The sequence below is a fragment of the Hydrogenophaga electricum genome, from assembly GCF_030160815.1.
In the GTDB taxonomy this organism is placed as follows: domain Bacteria; phylum Pseudomonadota; class Gammaproteobacteria; order Burkholderiales; family Burkholderiaceae_C; genus Hydrogenophaga; species Hydrogenophaga electricum.
In genome coordinates, this window is the sequence record NZ_BSPB01000065.1 from 1 (window position 1) to 16406 (window position 16406).

At 68.0% G+C, this 16406-nt stretch carries 16 protein-coding genes, 1 tRNA gene and 1 pseudogene; 12 read left to right on the forward strand and 6 right to left on the reverse strand.

Going from position 1 to position 16406, the window contains the following annotated elements; genetic code table 11:
* Nucleotides 1-305 (forward strand): ExbD/TolR family protein (locus QQK43_RS20615; RefSeq protein ID WP_284309289.1); only part of this gene is annotated, 305 nt, incomplete at its 5' end.
* Nucleotides 306-318: 13 nt separating this feature from the next.
* On the opposite strand, the gene QQK43_RS20620 is transcribed toward QQK43_RS20615, so the two are convergent.
* Nucleotides 319-1440 carry an ABC transporter ATP-binding protein gene (locus tag QQK43_RS20620; protein WP_284309290.1) on the reverse strand — a complete coding sequence of 374 codons (1122 nt, stop codon included), beginning with the start codon at nt 1438-1440 and terminating at the stop codon, nt 319-321.
* A gap of 18 nt (nt 1441-1458) precedes the next feature.
* Nucleotides 1459-1722 (reverse strand): hypothetical protein, encoded by a 264-nt coding sequence (locus QQK43_RS20625; protein WP_284309291.1) that lies wholly within the window; start codon nt 1720-1722, stop codon nt 1459-1461.
* 129 nt (nt 1723-1851) lie between these two features.
* On the opposite strand from QQK43_RS20625, the gene QQK43_RS20630 reads away from it, so the two are divergent.
* The 11 genes and pseudogenes from QQK43_RS20630 to QQK43_RS20675 all read left to right on the forward strand — a co-directional run bounded on the left by QQK43_RS20630 (nt 1852) and on the right by QQK43_RS20675 (nt 11903).
* On the forward strand, nt 1852-2037 hold the full coding sequence (locus QQK43_RS20630; RefSeq protein WP_284309292.1) for a hypothetical protein: 186 nt from the start codon (nt 1852-1854) through the stop codon (nt 2035-2037).
* A 246-nt stretch (nt 2038-2283) separates the two neighbouring features.
* On the forward strand, nt 2284-2628 hold the full coding sequence (locus tag QQK43_RS20635; protein ID WP_284309293.1) for a hypothetical protein: 345 nt from the start codon (nt 2284-2286) through the stop codon (nt 2626-2628).
* Between the two features lie 745 nt (nt 2629-3373).
* Complete coding sequence (locus tag QQK43_RS20640) at nt 3374-3592, forward strand: hypothetical protein (protein ID WP_284309294.1); 219 nt, start codon at nt 3374-3376, stop codon at nt 3590-3592.
* Between the two features lie 22 nt (nt 3593-3614).
* Nucleotides 3615-4874, forward strand: coding sequence for a hypothetical protein (locus QQK43_RS20645; RefSeq protein ID WP_284309295.1), 1260 nt, complete (start codon nt 3615-3617; stop codon nt 4872-4874).
* The gene (locus QQK43_RS20650; RefSeq protein WP_284309296.1) at nt 4874-5206 is read left to right on the forward strand and encodes a DUF5455 family protein; all 333 of its coding nucleotides are present in this window, start codon (nt 4874-4876) and stop codon (nt 5204-5206) included. The genes QQK43_RS20645 and QQK43_RS20650 overlap by 1 nt, the downstream gene beginning before the upstream one ends.
* A gap of 9 nt (nt 5207-5215) precedes the next feature.
* The gene (locus tag QQK43_RS20655; protein ID WP_284309297.1) at nt 5216-6046 is read left to right on the forward strand and encodes a zonular occludens toxin domain-containing protein; all 831 of its coding nucleotides are present in this window, start codon (nt 5216-5218) and stop codon (nt 6044-6046) included.
* A gap of 162 nt (nt 6047-6208) precedes the next feature.
* Nucleotides 6209-7168, forward strand: a complete 960-nt coding sequence (locus QQK43_RS20660) for a rolling circle replication-associated protein (RefSeq protein ID WP_284309298.1) — start codon at nt 6209-6211, stop codon at nt 7166-7168.
* Nucleotides 7169-7188: 20 nt separating this feature from the next.
* Nucleotides 7189-7524: pseudogene (locus QQK43_RS23490) on the forward strand (recombinase family protein); the annotation flags it as partial.
* Between the two features lie 24 nt (nt 7525-7548).
* Nucleotides 7549-7764, forward strand: coding sequence for a sigma-70 RNA polymerase sigma factor region 4 domain-containing protein (locus QQK43_RS23495; RefSeq protein WP_370465326.1), 216 nt, complete (start codon nt 7549-7551; stop codon nt 7762-7764).
* Between the two features lie 101 nt (nt 7765-7865).
* Complete coding sequence (locus tag QQK43_RS20670) at nt 7866-9473, forward strand: ABC transporter permease (protein WP_234266250.1); 1608 nt, start codon at nt 7866-7868, stop codon at nt 9471-9473.
* Between the two features lie 204 nt (nt 9474-9677).
* On the forward strand, nt 9678-11903 hold the full coding sequence (locus QQK43_RS20675; protein ID WP_284309299.1) for a methyl-accepting chemotaxis protein: 2226 nt from the start codon (nt 9678-9680) through the stop codon (nt 11901-11903).
* A 16-nt stretch (nt 11904-11919) separates the two neighbouring features.
* Here QQK43_RS20675 and QQK43_RS20680 read toward each other — a convergent pair whose 3' ends face one another.
* The 4 genes from QQK43_RS20680 to QQK43_RS20695 form a co-directional block, all read right to left on the reverse strand.
* The gene (locus tag QQK43_RS20680; RefSeq protein ID WP_284309300.1) at nt 11920-13971 is read right to left on the reverse strand and encodes an NADPH-dependent 2,4-dienoyl-CoA reductase; all 2052 of its coding nucleotides are present in this window, start codon (nt 13969-13971) and stop codon (nt 11920-11922) included.
* Nucleotides 13972-14087: 116 nt separating this feature from the next.
* Nucleotides 14088-14162: transfer RNA gene (locus tag QQK43_RS20685), tRNA-Arg, on the reverse strand.
* Between the two features lie 16 nt (nt 14163-14178).
* Nucleotides 14179-15753 carry a carboxylesterase/lipase family protein gene (locus tag QQK43_RS20690; protein WP_284309301.1) on the reverse strand — a complete coding sequence of 525 codons (1575 nt, stop codon included), beginning with the start codon at nt 15751-15753 and terminating at the stop codon, nt 14179-14181.
* 125 nt (nt 15754-15878) lie between these two features.
* On the reverse strand, nt 15879-16406 hold a 528-nt coding region (locus tag QQK43_RS20695), incomplete at its 5' end, for a helix-turn-helix transcriptional regulator (protein WP_284309302.1).

Consider the following 16406-nt stretch of genomic DNA (forward strand, 5'->3'; position numbering starts at 1 on the left):
TGATCAAACACGCGGTCAACATCGACCTGCCGCGCGCGAGCAACCAGAAGCTGCTGGACAAGCCGGAGAACGTGCGGCTGTCGGTGGACGCCGAGGGGGCGTACTACTGGAACGATGCGCGGGTGGACGATGCCGTCTTCGAGCAGCGCCTGAACGACACGGCTGCGATGGAGCCGCAGCCGGAGCTGCACATCCGCGGGGACAAGGCGGTGCGCTACGAGCGCGTGGCCCAGGCCATGGCGGCCGCTCAGCGCGCCGGCGTGCGCAAGATCGGCTTCGTGATCGAACCGCCGGCCCGGCCCTGACGGGCGTGGGCGCTCAGGCAGCGGCCGCTGACGTGCGGGGCCGGCCCGGTGCGGGTGGCGACGACGCGCTGCCGCCGCGCGCGAAGGTGACCACGTGGTCCACCTCGGCACGGATGCCGATCCATTCGCCCACCGCGTGGTTGTGGTGCGAGGGCACGTGGGTCATCAGCGTCTCGCCGCTGGCCAGACGCAGGGTGTAGAGGAATTCCGAGCCGCGGAAGGCCTTGCGCACGATCTGGGCCTTCACGGGCGCGAGGTCGTCGTGCACGATGTCGTCGGCGCGCAGCAGCACGTCGCACAGGCCGGCTTCGTAGGCGCTGGGCAGCGGGCATTCGTCGACATCGACCAGCGCGCCCAGTGGCGTCTGCACCACCACGTCGCTGCCTTGCTGGCGGATCTGGGCCGGCGTGAACACGCCGTGGCCGATGAATTCGGCCACAAAACGCGTGGCCGGGCGGTGGTAGAGCGCGTAGGCGTCGTCCCACTGGTGCAGGTGGCCTTCGTGCATCACCCCGATCTGGTCGCCGATGGCAAAGGCTTCGAGCTGGTCGTGGGTGACGAACAGCGCCGTGGCCCCGGCGGCCTTGAGGATGCCGCGCACCTCGTGCGCCAGCCGCTCGCGCAGATCCACGTCGAGGTTGGAGAACGGCTCGTCGAGCAGCAGCAGACGCGGGTTGGGCGCCAGGGCGCGGGCCAGGGCCACGCGCTGCTGCTGGCCGCCCGACAGTTCGTGCGGGTAGCGCGTCTGCAGACCTTCCAGGCCCACCAGCCGCAGCACCTCGGCCACCCGGGCTTCGCGCGCCGCGCGCGGCTGCCTGCTGATGCCGAAAGCCACGTTGCGGCCCACGTCGAGGTGGGGAAACAGCGCGTAGTCCTGGAACACCATGCCGATGCGGCGCTGTTCGGCCGGCACGTGGTGCTGGCCGTCGCTGACGGTGTCGCCCTCCAGCACGATGGCCCCGCCGGTCGCGCGCTCCAGGCCGGCCACCGCGCGCAGCAGCGTGGTCTTGCCGCAGCCCGAAGGCCCGATCAGCACTCCGATGTCGCCCGCGCGCAGGCCCAGGGACACGCCGTCCACAGCCGCCTTGGCCGAGTCGGGATACTGAACGCGGAGTTGGGCAACCTGCAGGAACATGGCAGCGATTGTAGATAACTACAGTTTTCGTGCCGTCGATAGGCTCCTGTACAGCTTTGCTTTCAGTGATGTTTCGGGCGCTGCTTCCAGTGCTGCAATGGTGATCCATTCCTTTGGGTCTTCGCCCATTTCAAGCGCCAGGCCTGCTGCTACCACGGGTGGCACATGGCCCTTTTTCTCAACGTTTGTCCACGTGCTCACGTGTATGCCTAGTACCCGTGCCCACTCGGCTTTCTTGTGCAGTTTCTGGGCTTTCGCCCATAGGTCCATAGTGGTCGGCATGGCTGCTCCTTGTTGATGAGTGCTCTAGTTTAGTGGTGCTCTAATAGAGCGTGGCTCTACATTGTTTTTTACAATTAGACCGTTGATCTAATTTTGGTGACATTAGAGGCTCTGTCTATTGGAGCCGTCATGCACCAACCCCTCTCCCCTTGCTACGCCCCGGCCGCATCCCGGCTCGGTACTCCCTTCGTGTTCTCCGGTCTCGTCCTCGCCAAGGGTGCTGGTCCCGGCGTCTACAACCGGTGGGGCGTCTACTGCGGCGGCTCGCGTTACCTGCTCGGTTACGTTCGCCACGCCTACATCTCGGGCTGCTGACCATGGCCCGCCCCGAATCGTTTCGCCCGGTCTCCACGCCTCACGAAGTGGGGGCACCAGTTGTGACGGCTCCTGCCCCTGCAGGGCTGGGTCCGGGCACCTTCTATCCCGTCGGTGTCGAGGACATCGTTCGCTACGTCCTGAGCGTGGCCCTGTGCGTCTTCTGGCTGTGGCTCTGGCTCTGCTCTTGAGGTCTCACAGGGCCGCGCTCCTGCGGTGATCTGTCCAGCCTAGGAGGGCTGCACCATGTCATTCACGTCCATCATCAAAATCATTAAGGTCAACGCTCCCCGCTCCGGTATCAAGGACAACCGGGCATGGGAGATGCAAGATGCTGAGTGCATTCTGCTTGACGACAACGGGGAGGAGCAGCAGGTCGGCGTTCTGATGCTGCCGAAGCACCTCCGTGGCACCGATGAGTCCGGTAAGAGCCGTGTCCCCGACCGCGGCATCTACATGGCCTCGTTTGCCTTGCAGGCCAGCATGCGCAACCGCAGTATCGAGGCCGTGCTGACCGACCTGCGGCCGTATGCCGTTGGTAAGCAAGCCATCCCGGGCAGCAAGCCGTCCGCCATCGGCACGGGGGCGTAACGTGGACTGGCGTCTGGGCTCCCTCTCGCTCGTGCTTGCGTGTGCCCTGCATGGCTGCGCGTGGGTGCCCGCCCATGATGACCTCACGCCCGGCGAAGTCCTCTGGCGTCAAAGCGTCGGGATCATGCGATGAGGCCCTGCGCCAGCCCACAAGCGGTTTTCCCGTCCCTGCTCTCGGCAGGGTCGGGAAATAGAGCGCTCCCCGCCAACGCCCAGTTGGCCGCCCCTGCAGCCAGCCCGTTCACGCCAGCGCCTGCCCGTCCCGCCCAGCCCGCCAGCCGCTTCACGGCGCGGGCTGGGCAGGGGCGAGCCCACCCCTTTCTCGCGGGCCAGTGCCACCCGCCCCGACAAAGCCAGCCCTGGCGGCGTGGCCCCTGCGGGCGGTGGCGCGCCCGGTCATCTGCTGCGGGCGACGTGCCTGCATGCCCTGGTGCCCGCCTCGCGCTTGATAAGCAGATCTGTGCCTCGTGCGCCCGTCCGTCCCTTACTGCGGGGGTGCTGCTGTGACCCTTGAGGCGCTCTACCTCTGCGGCATCGTCGTCGTGTTCGGCATCGGCTACATCGGGGGGCGGCTGCGATGACTGAGCTTGAGCTTACTGAGTACGTCGGCTACTACCTGCTCGCTTGGGGCGTCGGGTGGGGCGCTGGCACCTTGCACCGTGTGGTCCACCGGTTCTTCGAATTGGCTGCGGATTAGGGGGCGCGGCCGATGTTTTACCAACATCCCCCGGAAAAGGAGTAGGTGATGAACCTGCGTCTCAAGCTGGTCGCTGTGGGCGGTCTGTTCGGCGGTCTCGTTGCCAGCGCCCATGCGGAGCTGCCCGCTGGTTTCGACAGCCTCGCCACCACGATCGTCGGCGATGTGGGCGATGCGGCCGATGCCGTGGCGCCGATCATGATCGCGGTGATCGGCGCCGTGGTCGGCTTCAAGCTGATCAAGCGCTTCGTCTCGGTCTCCACCTGATCGGGCGGGCGCCCCTGTGGCCATGAACATGTTTCGTCGAGTTCTCGCGGGCCTGTTCATGGCCCTTTTCTTGCCGTGTGCGTCTGCTGCGCTCATTCCTTCAACAGCTCAAACGCAGTGGCGGGTATCCCTCATCACTAGCGAAAGCGGCTGGCGTTCAACCATGGAGGACGCCTGTCGCGTCTACACCCAAAAGGCCTTCCTTGGTATCACGTATTCTGGTACCTCGCCACGCTGCAACTACAAGGATATTGGGAATCAAAGTTTGAACTCCCAGACTGTTCAGGTCTGTCCTTCAAACAGCACATTGACTGGCTCATCCTGTGCCTGCAACAGTGGCTATGTAGAGCAAGGTGGTCAGTGCGTCCCGGATGACCCTCCCGACACCTGCGAGCCGGGGCAGACCCGCTCTGGCACCTTCTACCGTGGTTGGCACACGCAGGCCGACTCAGTTGATACCTACGATGATCCCGGCCAGCCTGAGCAGTTCTGCGACGGCCAGTGTCGTTTCCAGCAGACCAACGATCCGATTGAGTCTTGTGACAGTGAGGAGAACGAGCAGGGCGTCCACGTCTACACCTGCACCTATGTTTACATGAATACGGGGGTGACTTGCAGTGTCGACACATCTGGTCCGGGGGTCCCGGATAACGGCTGCCCCTCTGGCACTTGTACGCCTCCTGGCACTGACCCGGGTACCGACCCCGGAGACGGTGACGGTCCTGGTGATGGCGATGGTCCTGGGGATGGCGGTGGGCCTGGTCCGGGCGACGGCGACGGTCCCGGTGATGGCGACGGCGACGGAAACGGCGACGGTCCCGGTGATGGAGATGGAGACGGCTCCGGTTCAGGAAGCGGCTCGGGTTCGGGGTCCGGTTCAGGCAACGGCTCTGATGGAGAGGGAAAGGAGCCGTGCGGCGCTCCGGGTCAGCCAGTCTGTTCAGTCAAGGTAGATGAGGACGGCACGCCATCGGGTGAGGGTGTTCTTGATGCTGCGCGTGCTGCTGCTGCTGCTGCTGCTGATGACGCGGCGGACGGTGTTGTTGAGGGCTTCGCCGCTGCTGCGGAGCGTGTTACCGATCTCCCTTGGCTGTGGAACGTTCAACTGCCCTCCGGGTCCTGCTCGTCAATCAACTTCAATACCCGGCTCATCGTCACGTCGTTTGACCTTTGCAGCAACCCGCTCATGCAGGCGTGGCGCTCGGCGTGGGGGTGGCTGATCGGGTTGCTTGGTGCCATCTACATCTGGCGGCGCTCCAGTGCTGCTGTTGGGGGTTCGTAATGCCTGCGCTTGCTGGTCTCTTTGTCGCGCTGTTTAGTGGTCTCGCCAGTCTCATCGGGGAGATGTTCGGTAAGTACCTGAGCAAGAAAGCTGTCTTCGGTACCGCTGCCGTGACTACCTTCGGCATCCTCACTACGGGCTTCTGGCTCGCCATCTCTTTGCTCATTCAGGCGCTCGTGGGCTCGGTCCCCGTGGGCCCTGTGCTCATCGGCTTGTGGGCCATGATTCCCGACAGTGCCCCGGGCGTCGTCTCCGCTGTGCTCGCTGCTGACGTGGCTGTCACGATCTACAAGTGGAACGTCAAGAATCTCGAAATTGCCACCTGGGTGTGAGGGGCGCGCATGGCTTTCTACGTCGCTACGGGGCGCCTTGGCTCCGGTAAGTCTCTTTGGGCGCTCGGTAAGTGTGAAGACGCGATCAGGCGCGGCCGGCCGATCGCTACCAATCTAGATCTCTTCGTCGAGCACCTGCCGCGCTCCAAGGCGCCAATCTATCGCTTGCCTGACGTCCCCAGCGCTGCTGACTTCCTCGCCTTGGGTGCGAGCACCGAGAGTCGGGATGAACGCGATTGGGGCTGGATCGTGCTCGATGAGGGCGGGGTCTGGCTCAACAGTCGCACCTGGTCTGGCGGTGAGCGCTCCGCGCTGATTGACTGGTTCCTCCATAGCCGCAAGTGGCACTGGAATGTCGTCCTGTTGTCTCAGGGTCTCAAGCTGCTCGATGCCCAGATCAGGGAGAACGTCGTGGAGTATCACGTCGTGTGCCGCCGTACAGACCGGCTCACCTTGCCCTTCGTGTCGAGCATGGTCGAAACCTTCACCTTCGGCATGTTCAAGGGTCGGCCTCCCAAGATGCACATGGCGCAGGTGCGCTACGGCCTCGGCCCGTCAGCCATGGGTGCAGGTGTCGAGTGGTTCCGCTCCACGCATCTCTACAAGGCCTACGACACAGACCAGAAGATCAGGTCCGACTATGAACACGGGCTGTATTGCTATCTGCCTCGTCTCGATGCCCGTGAAGCCGCTCAGATCAAGCGCAGAGCCGCACGCAAGCCCAAGGGCGGGGCTGTACGTGTCCTGGGTGAGTGCGTCCAGCGTGGGACCTTATCGATTGAGCAAGCCACCCGCATGGCCCGTCACCTCGCTCTCAAGGGCGATAGGGCGGCGGCGTAGGCCGGCCAGCGGCGCAGCAAGCGGCCGGCCGGCGAAGCCGGCCTAGATTTATCAATAAGGCATATCTCGTAAGTCAAACGATTTGCCAGGACAAAAAGGTGAGGCCCGCAGGGACGGCAATCCCTCGGGCCTCGTGACAGCAACGTAATTGGAGTACGTGCGGTGGGACAGTATGTAGCGTATCGGGGCGTCTGGTGTCAAGTTGTCGAGCATGGTTGGCGCGTCAAAGAGTGGGTATCTCCCGACACCGGTCAGCGCGAAGTCATCGCTTGGAAAAAGCGCTGCTACATCCCGCAGGGGCCTATTCCTGTCGGCGATGCACAGGACGAACCTGACGACGTGTTTGCGCCCCCTCCCATTGATCAATCCGGGACCGTGCTCGAAGCTGAGCGGCTTGAGCGTCAGCGGTTGCTGAACCTCGAAAAGAGTGCGAAGCGTGCAAAGCGCACGTGTCGGCACAAGATCAAGTCCAGTGAGTTCGCCAGTCTGCTGACTTGCACCTATCGAGAGAACATGGGCGATTTCAACCGCGTGCGTCGCGACTGGGCGGACATGCTGCGCAAGCTTCAGAGGGCCATCCCGGGCTTTCGGGCGGTCTACGCCTTTGAGCAGCAGGAACGCGGCGCTTGGCACGTCCACGCCGCTATCCATCGTCTCCCGCCGTGGTTGATGGTTCCTGAGGGCACGGGTAGGGCTACGCGCCTGGTGCGCGTGCGCTCCTGGGACTACGTGCGCCGTCTCTGGCACTCGGTCGTCGGTAAGGACAACGGCAATATCGACGTTGATGGTCATCGTCGTACCCGTCACGGCCTGCCCGGTAAGCATCGTCCTGGTGAGTCCCTCGCCAAGCTCGCGGGCTACGTCTCTAAGTACCTCACCAAGGATTACGCGGAAGGTCTCGCAGGTCGCAACCGCTGGGGCAGTACACAGGGCCTTGACCTTCCCAAGCCCGTCATCATCGACGTGCCGGACTGTCCTTTGCACGATCTGATTGAGCTGGCTTTCCACGTGCCCGATGGTCACCGCATCGTGCGGCATCGCATAGGGCAATTTGGGCGGTTCTGGTGCCTTTTTTCTGAGCCTGGGGAACCTGACCTGCCTGTACCCTGTCCGGACCATTGAGGGAGGGTCTAGGCTTGCTTGTGGGGTATGCGCGGGTATCGACTTTGGATCAGCACACGGCTCTTCAGCTTGACTCGCTCAAGCGGGCCGGTGTCCGGAAAGTTTTTCAAGATACGGGGAGCGGGGTCGGCCCTCGGCCTGCGCTTCAGTCGGCTCTAGGTGCTCTCCGGGTCGGTGATGTGCTCGTTGTTTGGAAGCTTGACCGGATAGCACGCTCGCTCCATGACCTGCTTCGGATACTGGATCGTCTCCGGTCCTCTGGTGCGTCCATCCGATCGCTCACTGAGCCGGTCGATACGTCCACCCCTATTGGTGAGTTCACCTTCCAAATATTGGGCGCCGTCGCACAGCTTGAGCGTTCAATGATTCGGGAACGGGTGATGGCCGGCCAGTCTGCCGCGATGGCCCGCGGTAAGCGCTGGGGGCCTCCTCGGACGTTGCGCCCTGAGGATGAGGCGGAGCTCGTGCGCCTCTATGTTTCAGGCGGCTATACGTACCGCGAACTGGCGGAAATGTTCGGTGTTTCCTTCGGTGTGGCCCGCAATGCTGTGTACCGGGTGACGCGCCCATTGACCTACTACACGCCCCGCCGTTGAGAGTGTCGATAAGTACAATTCTCATTCATCGCGCGTGGTCGTTGGCTGACCACCCCCTTTCCGGGCCGATCCGGGCCTGTCTCTTTTCCACACACCCTTTCATGCCGCGCTGGCTCTCTGCTGTTCTGCTCGTGCTGCTGGCTCTGGCCCTGACGCTGCCGGTGCTGGCCCTGGGGGCTTCCTGGTTCCTTTTCGACGACACGGCGCTCGGCATCCTGCGCGAGATGGCGGCCACCGTGCTGCCCGAATACGTGCTCACGTCGCTGGTGCTGTGCGTGAGCGTGGCGCTGGGTGTGGCCGTGGTGGGCGTGGCCACCGCCAGTGCCGTGACCTTGTTCGATTTTCCGGGCCGCCGCGCGTTCGAATGGGCGCTGCTGCTGCCGCTGGCCATGCCGGCCTACGTGGTGGCCTATGCCTACACCGATTTCCTGCAGTTCAGCGGGCCGATGCAGGTGTGGTTGCGCGAGACCTTCGCGCTGCGCGGCCGCGTCTTCCCCGAAATCCGCAACACGCCCGGCGCGGTGTGGGTCTTCACCTTTTCGCTCTACCCGTATGTGTATCTGCTGGCGCGCACCGCGCTGGCCGAGCGTGGCGCCCAGCTGATGGAGGCCGCGCGCCTGCTCGGGGCACCGCTGGCGCGCCGCATCCGCGAAGTGGCACTGCCCCTGGCGCGGCCCGCCGTGGCGGCCGGTGTGGCGCTGGCGCTCATGGAAACCCTGGCCGACTTTGGCGTGTCCAGCTACTTCGGCATCCAGACCTTCACCGCCGGGGTCTACAAGGCCTGGCTGGTGATGGACAACCGCATCGCCGCCGCCCAGCTGGCCACCTTGCTGCTGGTCACGGTGGGCGTCCTGCTCTGGCTGGAGCACCGCGCCCAGCATCGCATGCGCTTTGCCACATTGCGCGGCCAGCGCGCGGGCAGTGCCGAAGCGCAACCGGTTCGCCTCTCCGGTGCGCGCTCGGCCCTGGCCGTGGCCGTCTGCGTGCTGCCCGTCCTGGCCGGCTTCGTGCTGCCCGTGCTGTTCATGCTGCGGCCGCTGATCGGCGGCTGGGACGAACTGCCCTGGCACATGTTCGTGCAGTGGTCGAAAAACAGCATCTGGCTCGCGGGCCTGGCGGCGGTTCTGGCCACGGGGCTGGCGCTGTTGCTGGGTTTCGCCCAGCGCACGCAGGGGTCGACCCTGACGCGTTCGGTGGCCCAACTGGCCAGCCTGGGTTATGCCGTGCCGGGCGCCGTGGTGGTGGTGGGTTTGCTGCTGCCCGTCGGCTGGCTGCAGGCGGTGCGGCCCGAGACCAGCGTCGGCTACTGGGTGACCGCCACGGTGCTCGGCATCGTCTGGGCCTACCTGGTGCGCTTCACGGCCGTGGCCCTGCAGTCGGTGCAGAGTGGTTATGCGCGGGTGCCCGCCAGCCTGGACGACTCGGCCCGCATGCTGGGCACCACCGGTCTGGGGCTGGCCGCGCGCGTGCACTGGCCGCTGCTGCGCCGCTCCACCGCCGCGGCGCTGCTGCTGGTGTTCGTCGACGTGATGAAGGAGTTGCCGGCGACGCTGGTGCTGCGGCCCTTCAACAGCGACACGCTCGCCGTGGTGGCCTACCAGTTGGCCCGCGACGAACGCCTCGGCGAGGCGGCCTTGCCGGCGCTCACCCTGGTGCTGGTGGGGCTGGCGCCGGTGATGCTGCTTTCGCGGACGCTGCGCCAGAAGTGACCCGTCGCTGGTGAAGCCTGCTGCAAATCGTGCAGCGGCTGGGTGTTGTTCGACGGGGCTTGATATCCGTCAAATGCGGTGAGCGGGCTGCTCAACCTTTCCGGTGTCTGGCCGATGCCTTGACAGGTATCCACTGGAGCGTTCATGCAGAGAAGCCGTGCACGGGTTGTCAATTGGCCCTTGTGGCGGCCGGCGTCGGCCATCATGCGACGCTGGCGTTTCCCCGGAAAAATGGCCTTGGTGTCGGCGGCGTTCGTGCTGCCCCTGGCCTGGTTGGTCGTCGGCTTCGTGCTGCCCCAGCGGGCGGCGCTGACGGCCGTGCAGCACGAGCGTCTGGGCGTGGCTTACGCTCAGGCGGTTTATCCTGGCCTGTCGGCTGCGGCGCAAGGCTCGCTGGCCCCGTCCGGGGAGTCCCGCCACGCGCTGGAGCAGGCCTGGGCCGCTCTGGAGCGCCTGCAGGCGGAACACGGGGCGGCGCTGGGCACGGCGGCGGCCTGGCAGCGTGTGGAAGCGGCTTATGGGGCGGCGCGCGCTGCCCCGCCCACGCAGCAGGCGCCCGCGCTGGCGGCGCTCACCCGCAGCCTGCTCGAATGGCAGGGCGTGGTGACAGACCGCTCGGGCCTGGCGCTCGACCCTGAACTGGCGTCGTACTACCTCATGAGCGCGGCCCTGCTGCGCACACCGGCCGTGATGGGTCATGTCGGCGAAGCGGGCGCCCTGGCTGTGCGCATCGCCGATGCCGGGGCGGCCGGTGCCGAACCCTGGTGGCGGCTGGCCGAACTTCGCGGGGCGCTGAGGGCCGGTCTCGACGAACTCGCGGCGGATCGGGCCAAAGTGCAGGCGGCCCCGGTGGCCGGCGCCGCTGCACCGGTTGCTGCCGAGGCTGCCCTGCGGGGCTGGGTCGACCGGGCGGGCGTCTGGCTTCGTGCCGAGGCCCCGGCGTCGCCGGCATCGGTGAAGGCCTGGGCCGACGAGGCGCCCGCGCACCTGGCGGGCCTGCAGCGCCAGGCGATGGCGCAGCTCACCACGCTCGACGGCCTGCTGGCGCAGCGTGAGCAGGGCCTGCGCCAGGGCCTGTGGCTGAACCTGGGCGCGGCGCTGGCCGGCGTCCTGCTGGCGCTGTTTCTCAGCATGGGTTTCTACCGCTCGATGTTCGGCGGGTTCAAAAGCCTGCGCCGCCACCTCATGGCCATCAGCATGGGCGATTTGCGCGGCGACATCCGCAGCCACGGCCGGGACGAGGTGGCCGATCTGCTGCGCGAAGTGGGCCACATGCAGGACGCCCTGCGGCAGACCGTGCAGCAGGTGCAGTCGGCCAGCGATTCGGTGGTGCACGCGAGCCAGGAGATCGCCAGCGGCACGCGCGACCTGGCCGCACGCACCGAAGCGGCTGCCGCCGCGCTGGAGGAGTCGTCGGCTGCGCTGGAGCAGACCACGTCCTCGGTCGACCACACCGCCAACAATGCCCGGCAGGCTTCGCACATCGCGGTGGACAACGCGCGGGTGGCCGAAGCCGGAGGCGTGGTGATGCAGGACGTGGTGCAGACCATGGGGCGCATCCATGCGTCGTCGCGCAAGATCCACGACATCATCGGCGTCATCGACGGCATCGCATTCCAGACCAACATCCTCGCGCTCAACGCGGCGGTGGAGGCGGCGCGGGCCGGCGAGCAGGGCCGGGGCTTTGCGGTGGTGGCCGGTGAGGTGCGCAACCTGGCTCAGCGCACGGCCGAGGCGGCGCACGAAATCAAGACCCTGATCGCCGCCAGCGTGAGCGATGTCGACAGCGGCATGCAGGTGGTGCGCAACGCTGGCGACACCATGCAGGCGATCGTGCTGCACGCCGACCAGGTGCGACAGCTGCTGGACGAAGTGGCTTCGGGGGCGCGGGAGCAGAGCATGGGCATCGGCCAGATCGGCCAGGCCGTGCAGGACCTGGACCGCAGCACGCAGGCCAACGCCGCGCTGGTCGAACAGACCGCCAAGGCGGCGTCGGTCCAGCGGTCGGCGGCGGTGCGCATGGCGGCGCATGTGGACGAATTCCGCCTGCCGGGCCAGACGGCGTCGACCCAGGTCGAGGGCATCGACGTCGACGCCATCATCGACGCGCACCGGCAGTGGAAGGTCAAGCTGCGCGACGCGATCGAAGGACACCAGAAAGTGGACACGGCCACGCTGTCGCGGGACGATTGCTGCGCCCTGGGGCGCTGGATCTACGGGGACGGGCAGCGCCTGGCCGCACGCCCCACGTTCACCGAACTCATCGAGCGGCACCGGCATTTCCACACCGTGGCCGGGCAGGTGGGCGAACTGGTCAACCGGCGCAGCTACGGGGAAGCCCTGGCTTCGCTGGCGCCGGGCACGCCGTTCGCCCGTGCCACGGCCGACGTGGTGCTGGTGCTCTCGTCGGCCAAGCGGCTGGGGTTCTGAAAAAGCAGGGCCGGGTTCAGAGCGCGGCCGCCAGCCGCACGCCTTCGTCGATGGCGCGCGTCGCGTCCAGCTCGCCCGCCGCGCGTGCGCCGCCGATGGCGGTGGCCGGCACACCGGCGGCCTGCAGCGCCGCCAGCAAACGGTCCTCGGACTCCTGGCCGGCGCACACCACGACGTTGTCGACGGTGAGCACCCGGGGTTCGCCCGCCACCGTCAGGTGCACGCGCAACGCCTGGCCCTGCGTCTCGATGCGCTCGTAGGCGACGCCGCCGAGCAGGTGCACGCCGCGCCGCAGCAGCAGCGCCCGGCGGATCCAGCCCGTGGTCTTGCCCAGCCGCTTGCCCAGCGCTTCGGCCTTGCGTTGCAGCAGCCAGACCTGCCGGGGCGGGCACGGCGGTGCCGGCGGGCGCAGGCCGCCCGGGCTGCCGACCTGGTAGTCGATGCCCCAGGTGGCGGCGAAATGTTCGCGCTCGTCGCGGGTGCCCAGGTCTTCGTGGGTCAGCAGTTCGGCCACGTCGAAGCCGATGCCGCCCGCGCCCACGATGGCCACCCGCTCGCCCAGCCGGACCTGGCCGGTGACCACCTCGGCGTAGCCCACGACGCCGGGCAGGTCGGCGCCGGGGATGGCCAGCGCGCGCGGCCGGATGCCGGTGGCCACGATCACGTGTTCAAAGCCGGCCTGCGCCAGGTGCGCCGCGTCCACCCGCTGACCCAGTTGCAGGTGCACACCGGCGCGCTGCAACTGCGTGCCGAAGTAGCGCACCGTGCCGGCGTATTCCTCCTTGCCCGGAATGCGCTGCGCGAGCTGGAACTGGCCGCCGATGGCCGGGGCGGCCTCGAACAGCGTCACGGCGTGGCCACGCTGCGCCGCCGCGACGGCGGCAGCCAGGCCACCGGGGCCGGCACCCACCACCGCCAGCTTGCGCGGCTGCGTGGTGGGTTGGGGCCTCAGCTCGGTTTCGCGGCAGGCCCGCGGGTTGACCATGCAACCCGTGATGCGGCCGGAGAACGCCGCGTCCAGACAGCCCTGGTTGCAGGCGATGCAGACGTTGATCTCGTCCGCACGGCCCGCGCGCGCCTTGTTGACGAAATCGGGATCGGCCAGCAGCGGCCGCGCCATGGAGATCAGGTCGGCCCCGCCGTCGGCCAGGATTGCTTCGGCCACCGCCGGGTCGTTGATGCGGTTGCTGGCCACCACGGGCAGGCGCAGTTCGCGTTTGAGCCGCGCCGTCACATCGCGAAAGGCCGCGCGCGGCACCAGCGTGGCGATGGTGGGCACACGCGCTTCGTGCCAGCCGACGTAGGGGTTGATGAGCGAGGCGCCCGCCGCTTCCACGGCGCGTGCCAGCGCCACCACCTCGTCCCAGGTGCAGCCGCCTTCCACCAGGTCGAGCATGGACAGGCGGTAGATGATGAGAAAGCCCGGCCCGGTGGCGGCGCGGGTGCGGCGCACCGCCTCGATGGCGAAGCGCAGCCGGTTTTCGGTGCTGCCGCCCCAGGCGTCCTGTCGCTGGTTGGCGCGGGGCGTGGCGAACTGGTTGATCAGGTAGCCTTCGGCGCCCATGATTTCCACGCCGTCGTAGCCGACGGACTGCGCCAGGGTGGCCGCGTGGGCGTAGTCGTCCAGCGTGCGCTGGATGTCTTCTTCGCTCATGGCGCGTGGTGTGGCCGCCGCGATGGGCGATTTCAGCGCCGAGGGCGCCACGCCGTGGGGGTGGTTGGCGTAGCGCCCGGCATGCAGCAATTGCTGCGCGATCAGCGCGCCGTGGGCGTGCACGGCGTCGGTGATCGCGCGGTGGGGTGCGGCGTCGGCGTCGGTCTGCAGGGTGCGCATGCCGGCGAACATGTTGCCTTCGGCGTTGGGAGAGAGCCCGCCGGTGACGATCAGCGCCACGCCACCGGCAGCGCGCTCGGCGTAGAAAGCGGCCATGCGCGCGATGCCGTCGGGTTGTTCCTCCAGCCCGGTGTGCATGGAGCCCATCATCACGCGGTTGCGCAGGGTGGTCACGCTGCCATCGGCGTGGCGGATGTCCAGGGGGGACAACAGGTGGGGGTGATCGGTCGTCATGCGCCGGATTCTTCCGGCCGGCAGCCCGGGCGGCTTGCGCTTTCTGGCTGATCTGGCCGGGCGGCGCACCGGGCACAAAAAAGCCGGAAGGCGGTGGCGCGTTCCGGCGATGGATGTGGTCCCCCCGACAGGAATCGAACCTGTATCTAGCGCTTAGGAGGCACTCGTTCTATCCATTGAACTACGGGGAGACAGCCCGCGATCCTATCAGAGCGGTTCCCGGTCCGGCCCCGCGGGCGCTGCCTCCGTCCAGGGCGCCGTGTAGGCGGGCCAGCAGGCCAGGCCGGCCGGCCGAGACAGGGCCGCGGGCCCGGGGTGCGCCGGCTCCAGCACCATCGCCAGCGGCTGCGCGGCGGTGAAGCGTGGCCAGGCCGTCCCGTTCACCGGGCCCGGCGCGCCGTGGTGGACGAAGTCCGCCCAGGCCCGGATCACCGTGGCCGACAACGCATCGGCGGCGCCGGTTGCGCCGATCTTGGGCGCCAGGTGTGGGTGGCGGTGGGTGCCGAAAACGAAGGGCACGTCGGCCGCGTGCGGCGTGCTGGGGCGATCGCCGGGCAGGGGGTAGGCGAATTCGTAGGCCCACGCGGGCTGGCCGTGGGCGGCCTGGCGGTTTATCAGTTGCAGGATGGGGGCGCGGAACACCAGGTCGGTGTAGAGGTCGCGCCAGCGCTGCGGCACACCGCCGCTGGCCGTGTAGGCGTCGAGCACGGCCGCGGTGTCGGGTGCCGGGGTGAAGGCGTAGTGCTGCGCCATCAGGCGTTGCACCCGGGGGGCCAGTTCGGCCGCGTCGTCCGGCTCGCGCAGCGGGGCCAGCGAGTGGCCTTGGCCATCCTGGAGGTGGAACCAGAAGTCGGCCTCGTGGCGCGTCCAGCCGGCCAGCAGGGGCACGCCGATGGCGGGCGCGTCGAACGGCCAGTGGCGCAGCAGGCGGCCGTCGCGCACCGGGGCCGTGTGCGGGCGCCGGCCCTCGGCGGTCAGGGTGCGGGCCAGCGCCTGCTCTTCGGTCTGCAGCACGCTGCCAGCCACCTGGCGCAGCGCGGGCACGGCCACGCCCAGGCGGCGCGCCAGGGCTTCGGTGTAAGCGGCAGCGTCGGCCAGTTCAGCGAACATCGGCGGCCGGAACAGGGGCGGGCTCTGCGCGATGAGCGCGTGGAAGTGCCCGCTGGCCAGGCTGTTCTGCGCCAGCATCACGGCGTTGGCGGCGCCGGAGGACTGGCCGGCGAGGGTGACGCGGCCCGGGTCGCCGCCGAAGGCGCCGATGTGCTCGGCCACCCAGGCCAGCGCCGCCAGCTTGTCCTGCAGGCCCCAGTTGGCGCAGAAGCCGGTGGCGGGGTCCTCCAGCCCGGGGTGCGCGAGGCCGCCCAGGGCCCCGAGGCGGTAGTTGATCGTCACGACCACCACGCCGAGCGCGGCCAGGGCCTGGCCGTCGCTGGCGGGCGAGGCCCCGTGCCCGTTGCGGGTCTGGCCGCCATGGATCCACACCATCACCGGGTGCCGGCCGGTGAGCGAGGGCGTCCAGATGTTCAGGAACAGGCAGTCTTCGGACAGGTGTTCGATGGGGGCGTTCAACCACTGCTGCTGGCCGGCCAGGGTCTGCAGGCTGGCGGCACCGGCGTCGTGCGCCGGCCGGATACCGGTCCAGGGCAAAGTGGGCTGGGGTGACCGCAGCCGCAGCGGCCCGACCGGGGGGCGTGCGTAGGGCACCCCCAGAAAGCGGTGGATGCCTCCGGTGCAGAGGCCGGACAGCCGGCCCAGCGGGGTGGTGACGAGGGAAGGGTTCATGAAGCAGCTTTTCGGTGGCCGGGCGCAATGACCGGGAGACGGTGAAAAGATGCTAGGCGGGCTGGCGGCCTACCGGGCCGCCCTTTGTTTTGCGCGCAGGCGCTTTTGATTTGCCAGCCGGCCGCTCAGGGCGCGGGCGCTCGGATCGACGCGAACTGTTTGGGCGGGCGGCCGAAGTGGCGGGTGAAGGCGGTGCTGAAATTGGCCGGGTGCCGGTAGCCCACCTGCCAGGCGGCCTGGGCCACCTGGCAGCCGCCTTGCAGCAGGCGCAGGGCCTGCTCCATGCGGGCTTGCAGCAGCATCTGGCCGGGTGACGTGCCAAAGCATTCGCGAAAGCCCCGCTTCAGCCGCGTTTCGCTCATGCCGGTGGCCTGGCAGAGCTCGGCCAGCCGCAGATCGCGGTGCCACTGGCTGTGGATCAGGTCCCGCGCTTGCTGGAGCCGCTCGCTGTCGCGGTGTGGGGGCACGGGTGGGGCCTCGGGCGGTGCCCAGCCGAGCGTGCGCAGCTGTTCGGTCAGCAGGCCCAGCGCCAGGGCCTGGCCGTCCAGGTGGTCGAGGGCGCTGGCGCAGCGGTGGCGGTAGAGCGCGAGCGCGCGGGCGGCGCACGCGGGTGGGGTGGGCAGCAGGGCCAGCGCGCGCACCCCGTGCCGCGG

What these genes read in the sequence shown, in the direction of transcription:
- QQK43_RS20645 (WP_284309295.1), top strand. Translation starts at nt 3,615, where the DNA reads ATGAACATGTTTCGTCGAGTTCTCGCGGGCCTGTTCATGGCCCTTTTC.
- QQK43_RS20620 (WP_284309290.1), bottom strand. Translation starts at nt 1,440, where the DNA reads ATGTTCCTGCAGGTTGCCCAACTCCGCGTTCAGTATCCCGACTCGGCC.
- QQK43_RS20655 (WP_284309297.1), top strand. Translation starts at nt 5,216, where the DNA reads ATGGCTTTCTACGTCGCTACGGGGCGCCTTGGCTCCGGTAAGTCTCTT.
- QQK43_RS20625 (WP_284309291.1), bottom strand. Translation starts at nt 1,722, where the DNA reads ATGCCGACCACTATGGACCTATGGGCGAAAGCCCAGAAACTGCACAAG.
- QQK43_RS20650 (WP_284309296.1), top strand. Translation starts at nt 4,874, where the DNA reads ATGCCTGCGCTTGCTGGTCTCTTTGTCGCGCTGTTTAGTGGTCTCGCC.
- QQK43_RS20635 (WP_284309293.1), top strand. Translation starts at nt 2,284, where the DNA reads ATGTCATTCACGTCCATCATCAAAATCATTAAGGTCAACGCTCCCCGC.
- QQK43_RS20630 (WP_284309292.1), top strand. Translation starts at nt 1,852, where the DNA reads ATGCACCAACCCCTCTCCCCTTGCTACGCCCCGGCCGCATCCCGGCTC.
- QQK43_RS20690 (WP_284309301.1), bottom strand. Translation starts at nt 15,753, where the DNA reads ATGAACCCTTCCCTCGTCACCACCCCGCTGGGCCGGCTGTCCGGCCTC.
- QQK43_RS20680 (WP_284309300.1), bottom strand. Translation starts at nt 13,971, where the DNA reads ATGACGACCGATCACCCCCACCTGTTGTCCCCCCTGGACATCCGCCAC.
- QQK43_RS23495 (WP_370465326.1), top strand. Translation starts at nt 7,549, where the DNA reads ATGGCCGGCCAGTCTGCCGCGATGGCCCGCGGTAAGCGCTGGGGGCCT.
- QQK43_RS20640 (WP_284309294.1), top strand. Translation starts at nt 3,374, where the DNA reads ATGAACCTGCGTCTCAAGCTGGTCGCTGTGGGCGGTCTGTTCGGCGGT.
- QQK43_RS20670 (WP_234266250.1), top strand. Translation starts at nt 7,866, where the DNA reads ATGCCGCGCTGGCTCTCTGCTGTTCTGCTCGTGCTGCTGGCTCTGGCC.
- QQK43_RS20675 (WP_284309299.1), top strand. Translation starts at nt 9,678, where the DNA reads ATGCGACGCTGGCGTTTCCCCGGAAAAATGGCCTTGGTGTCGGCGGCG.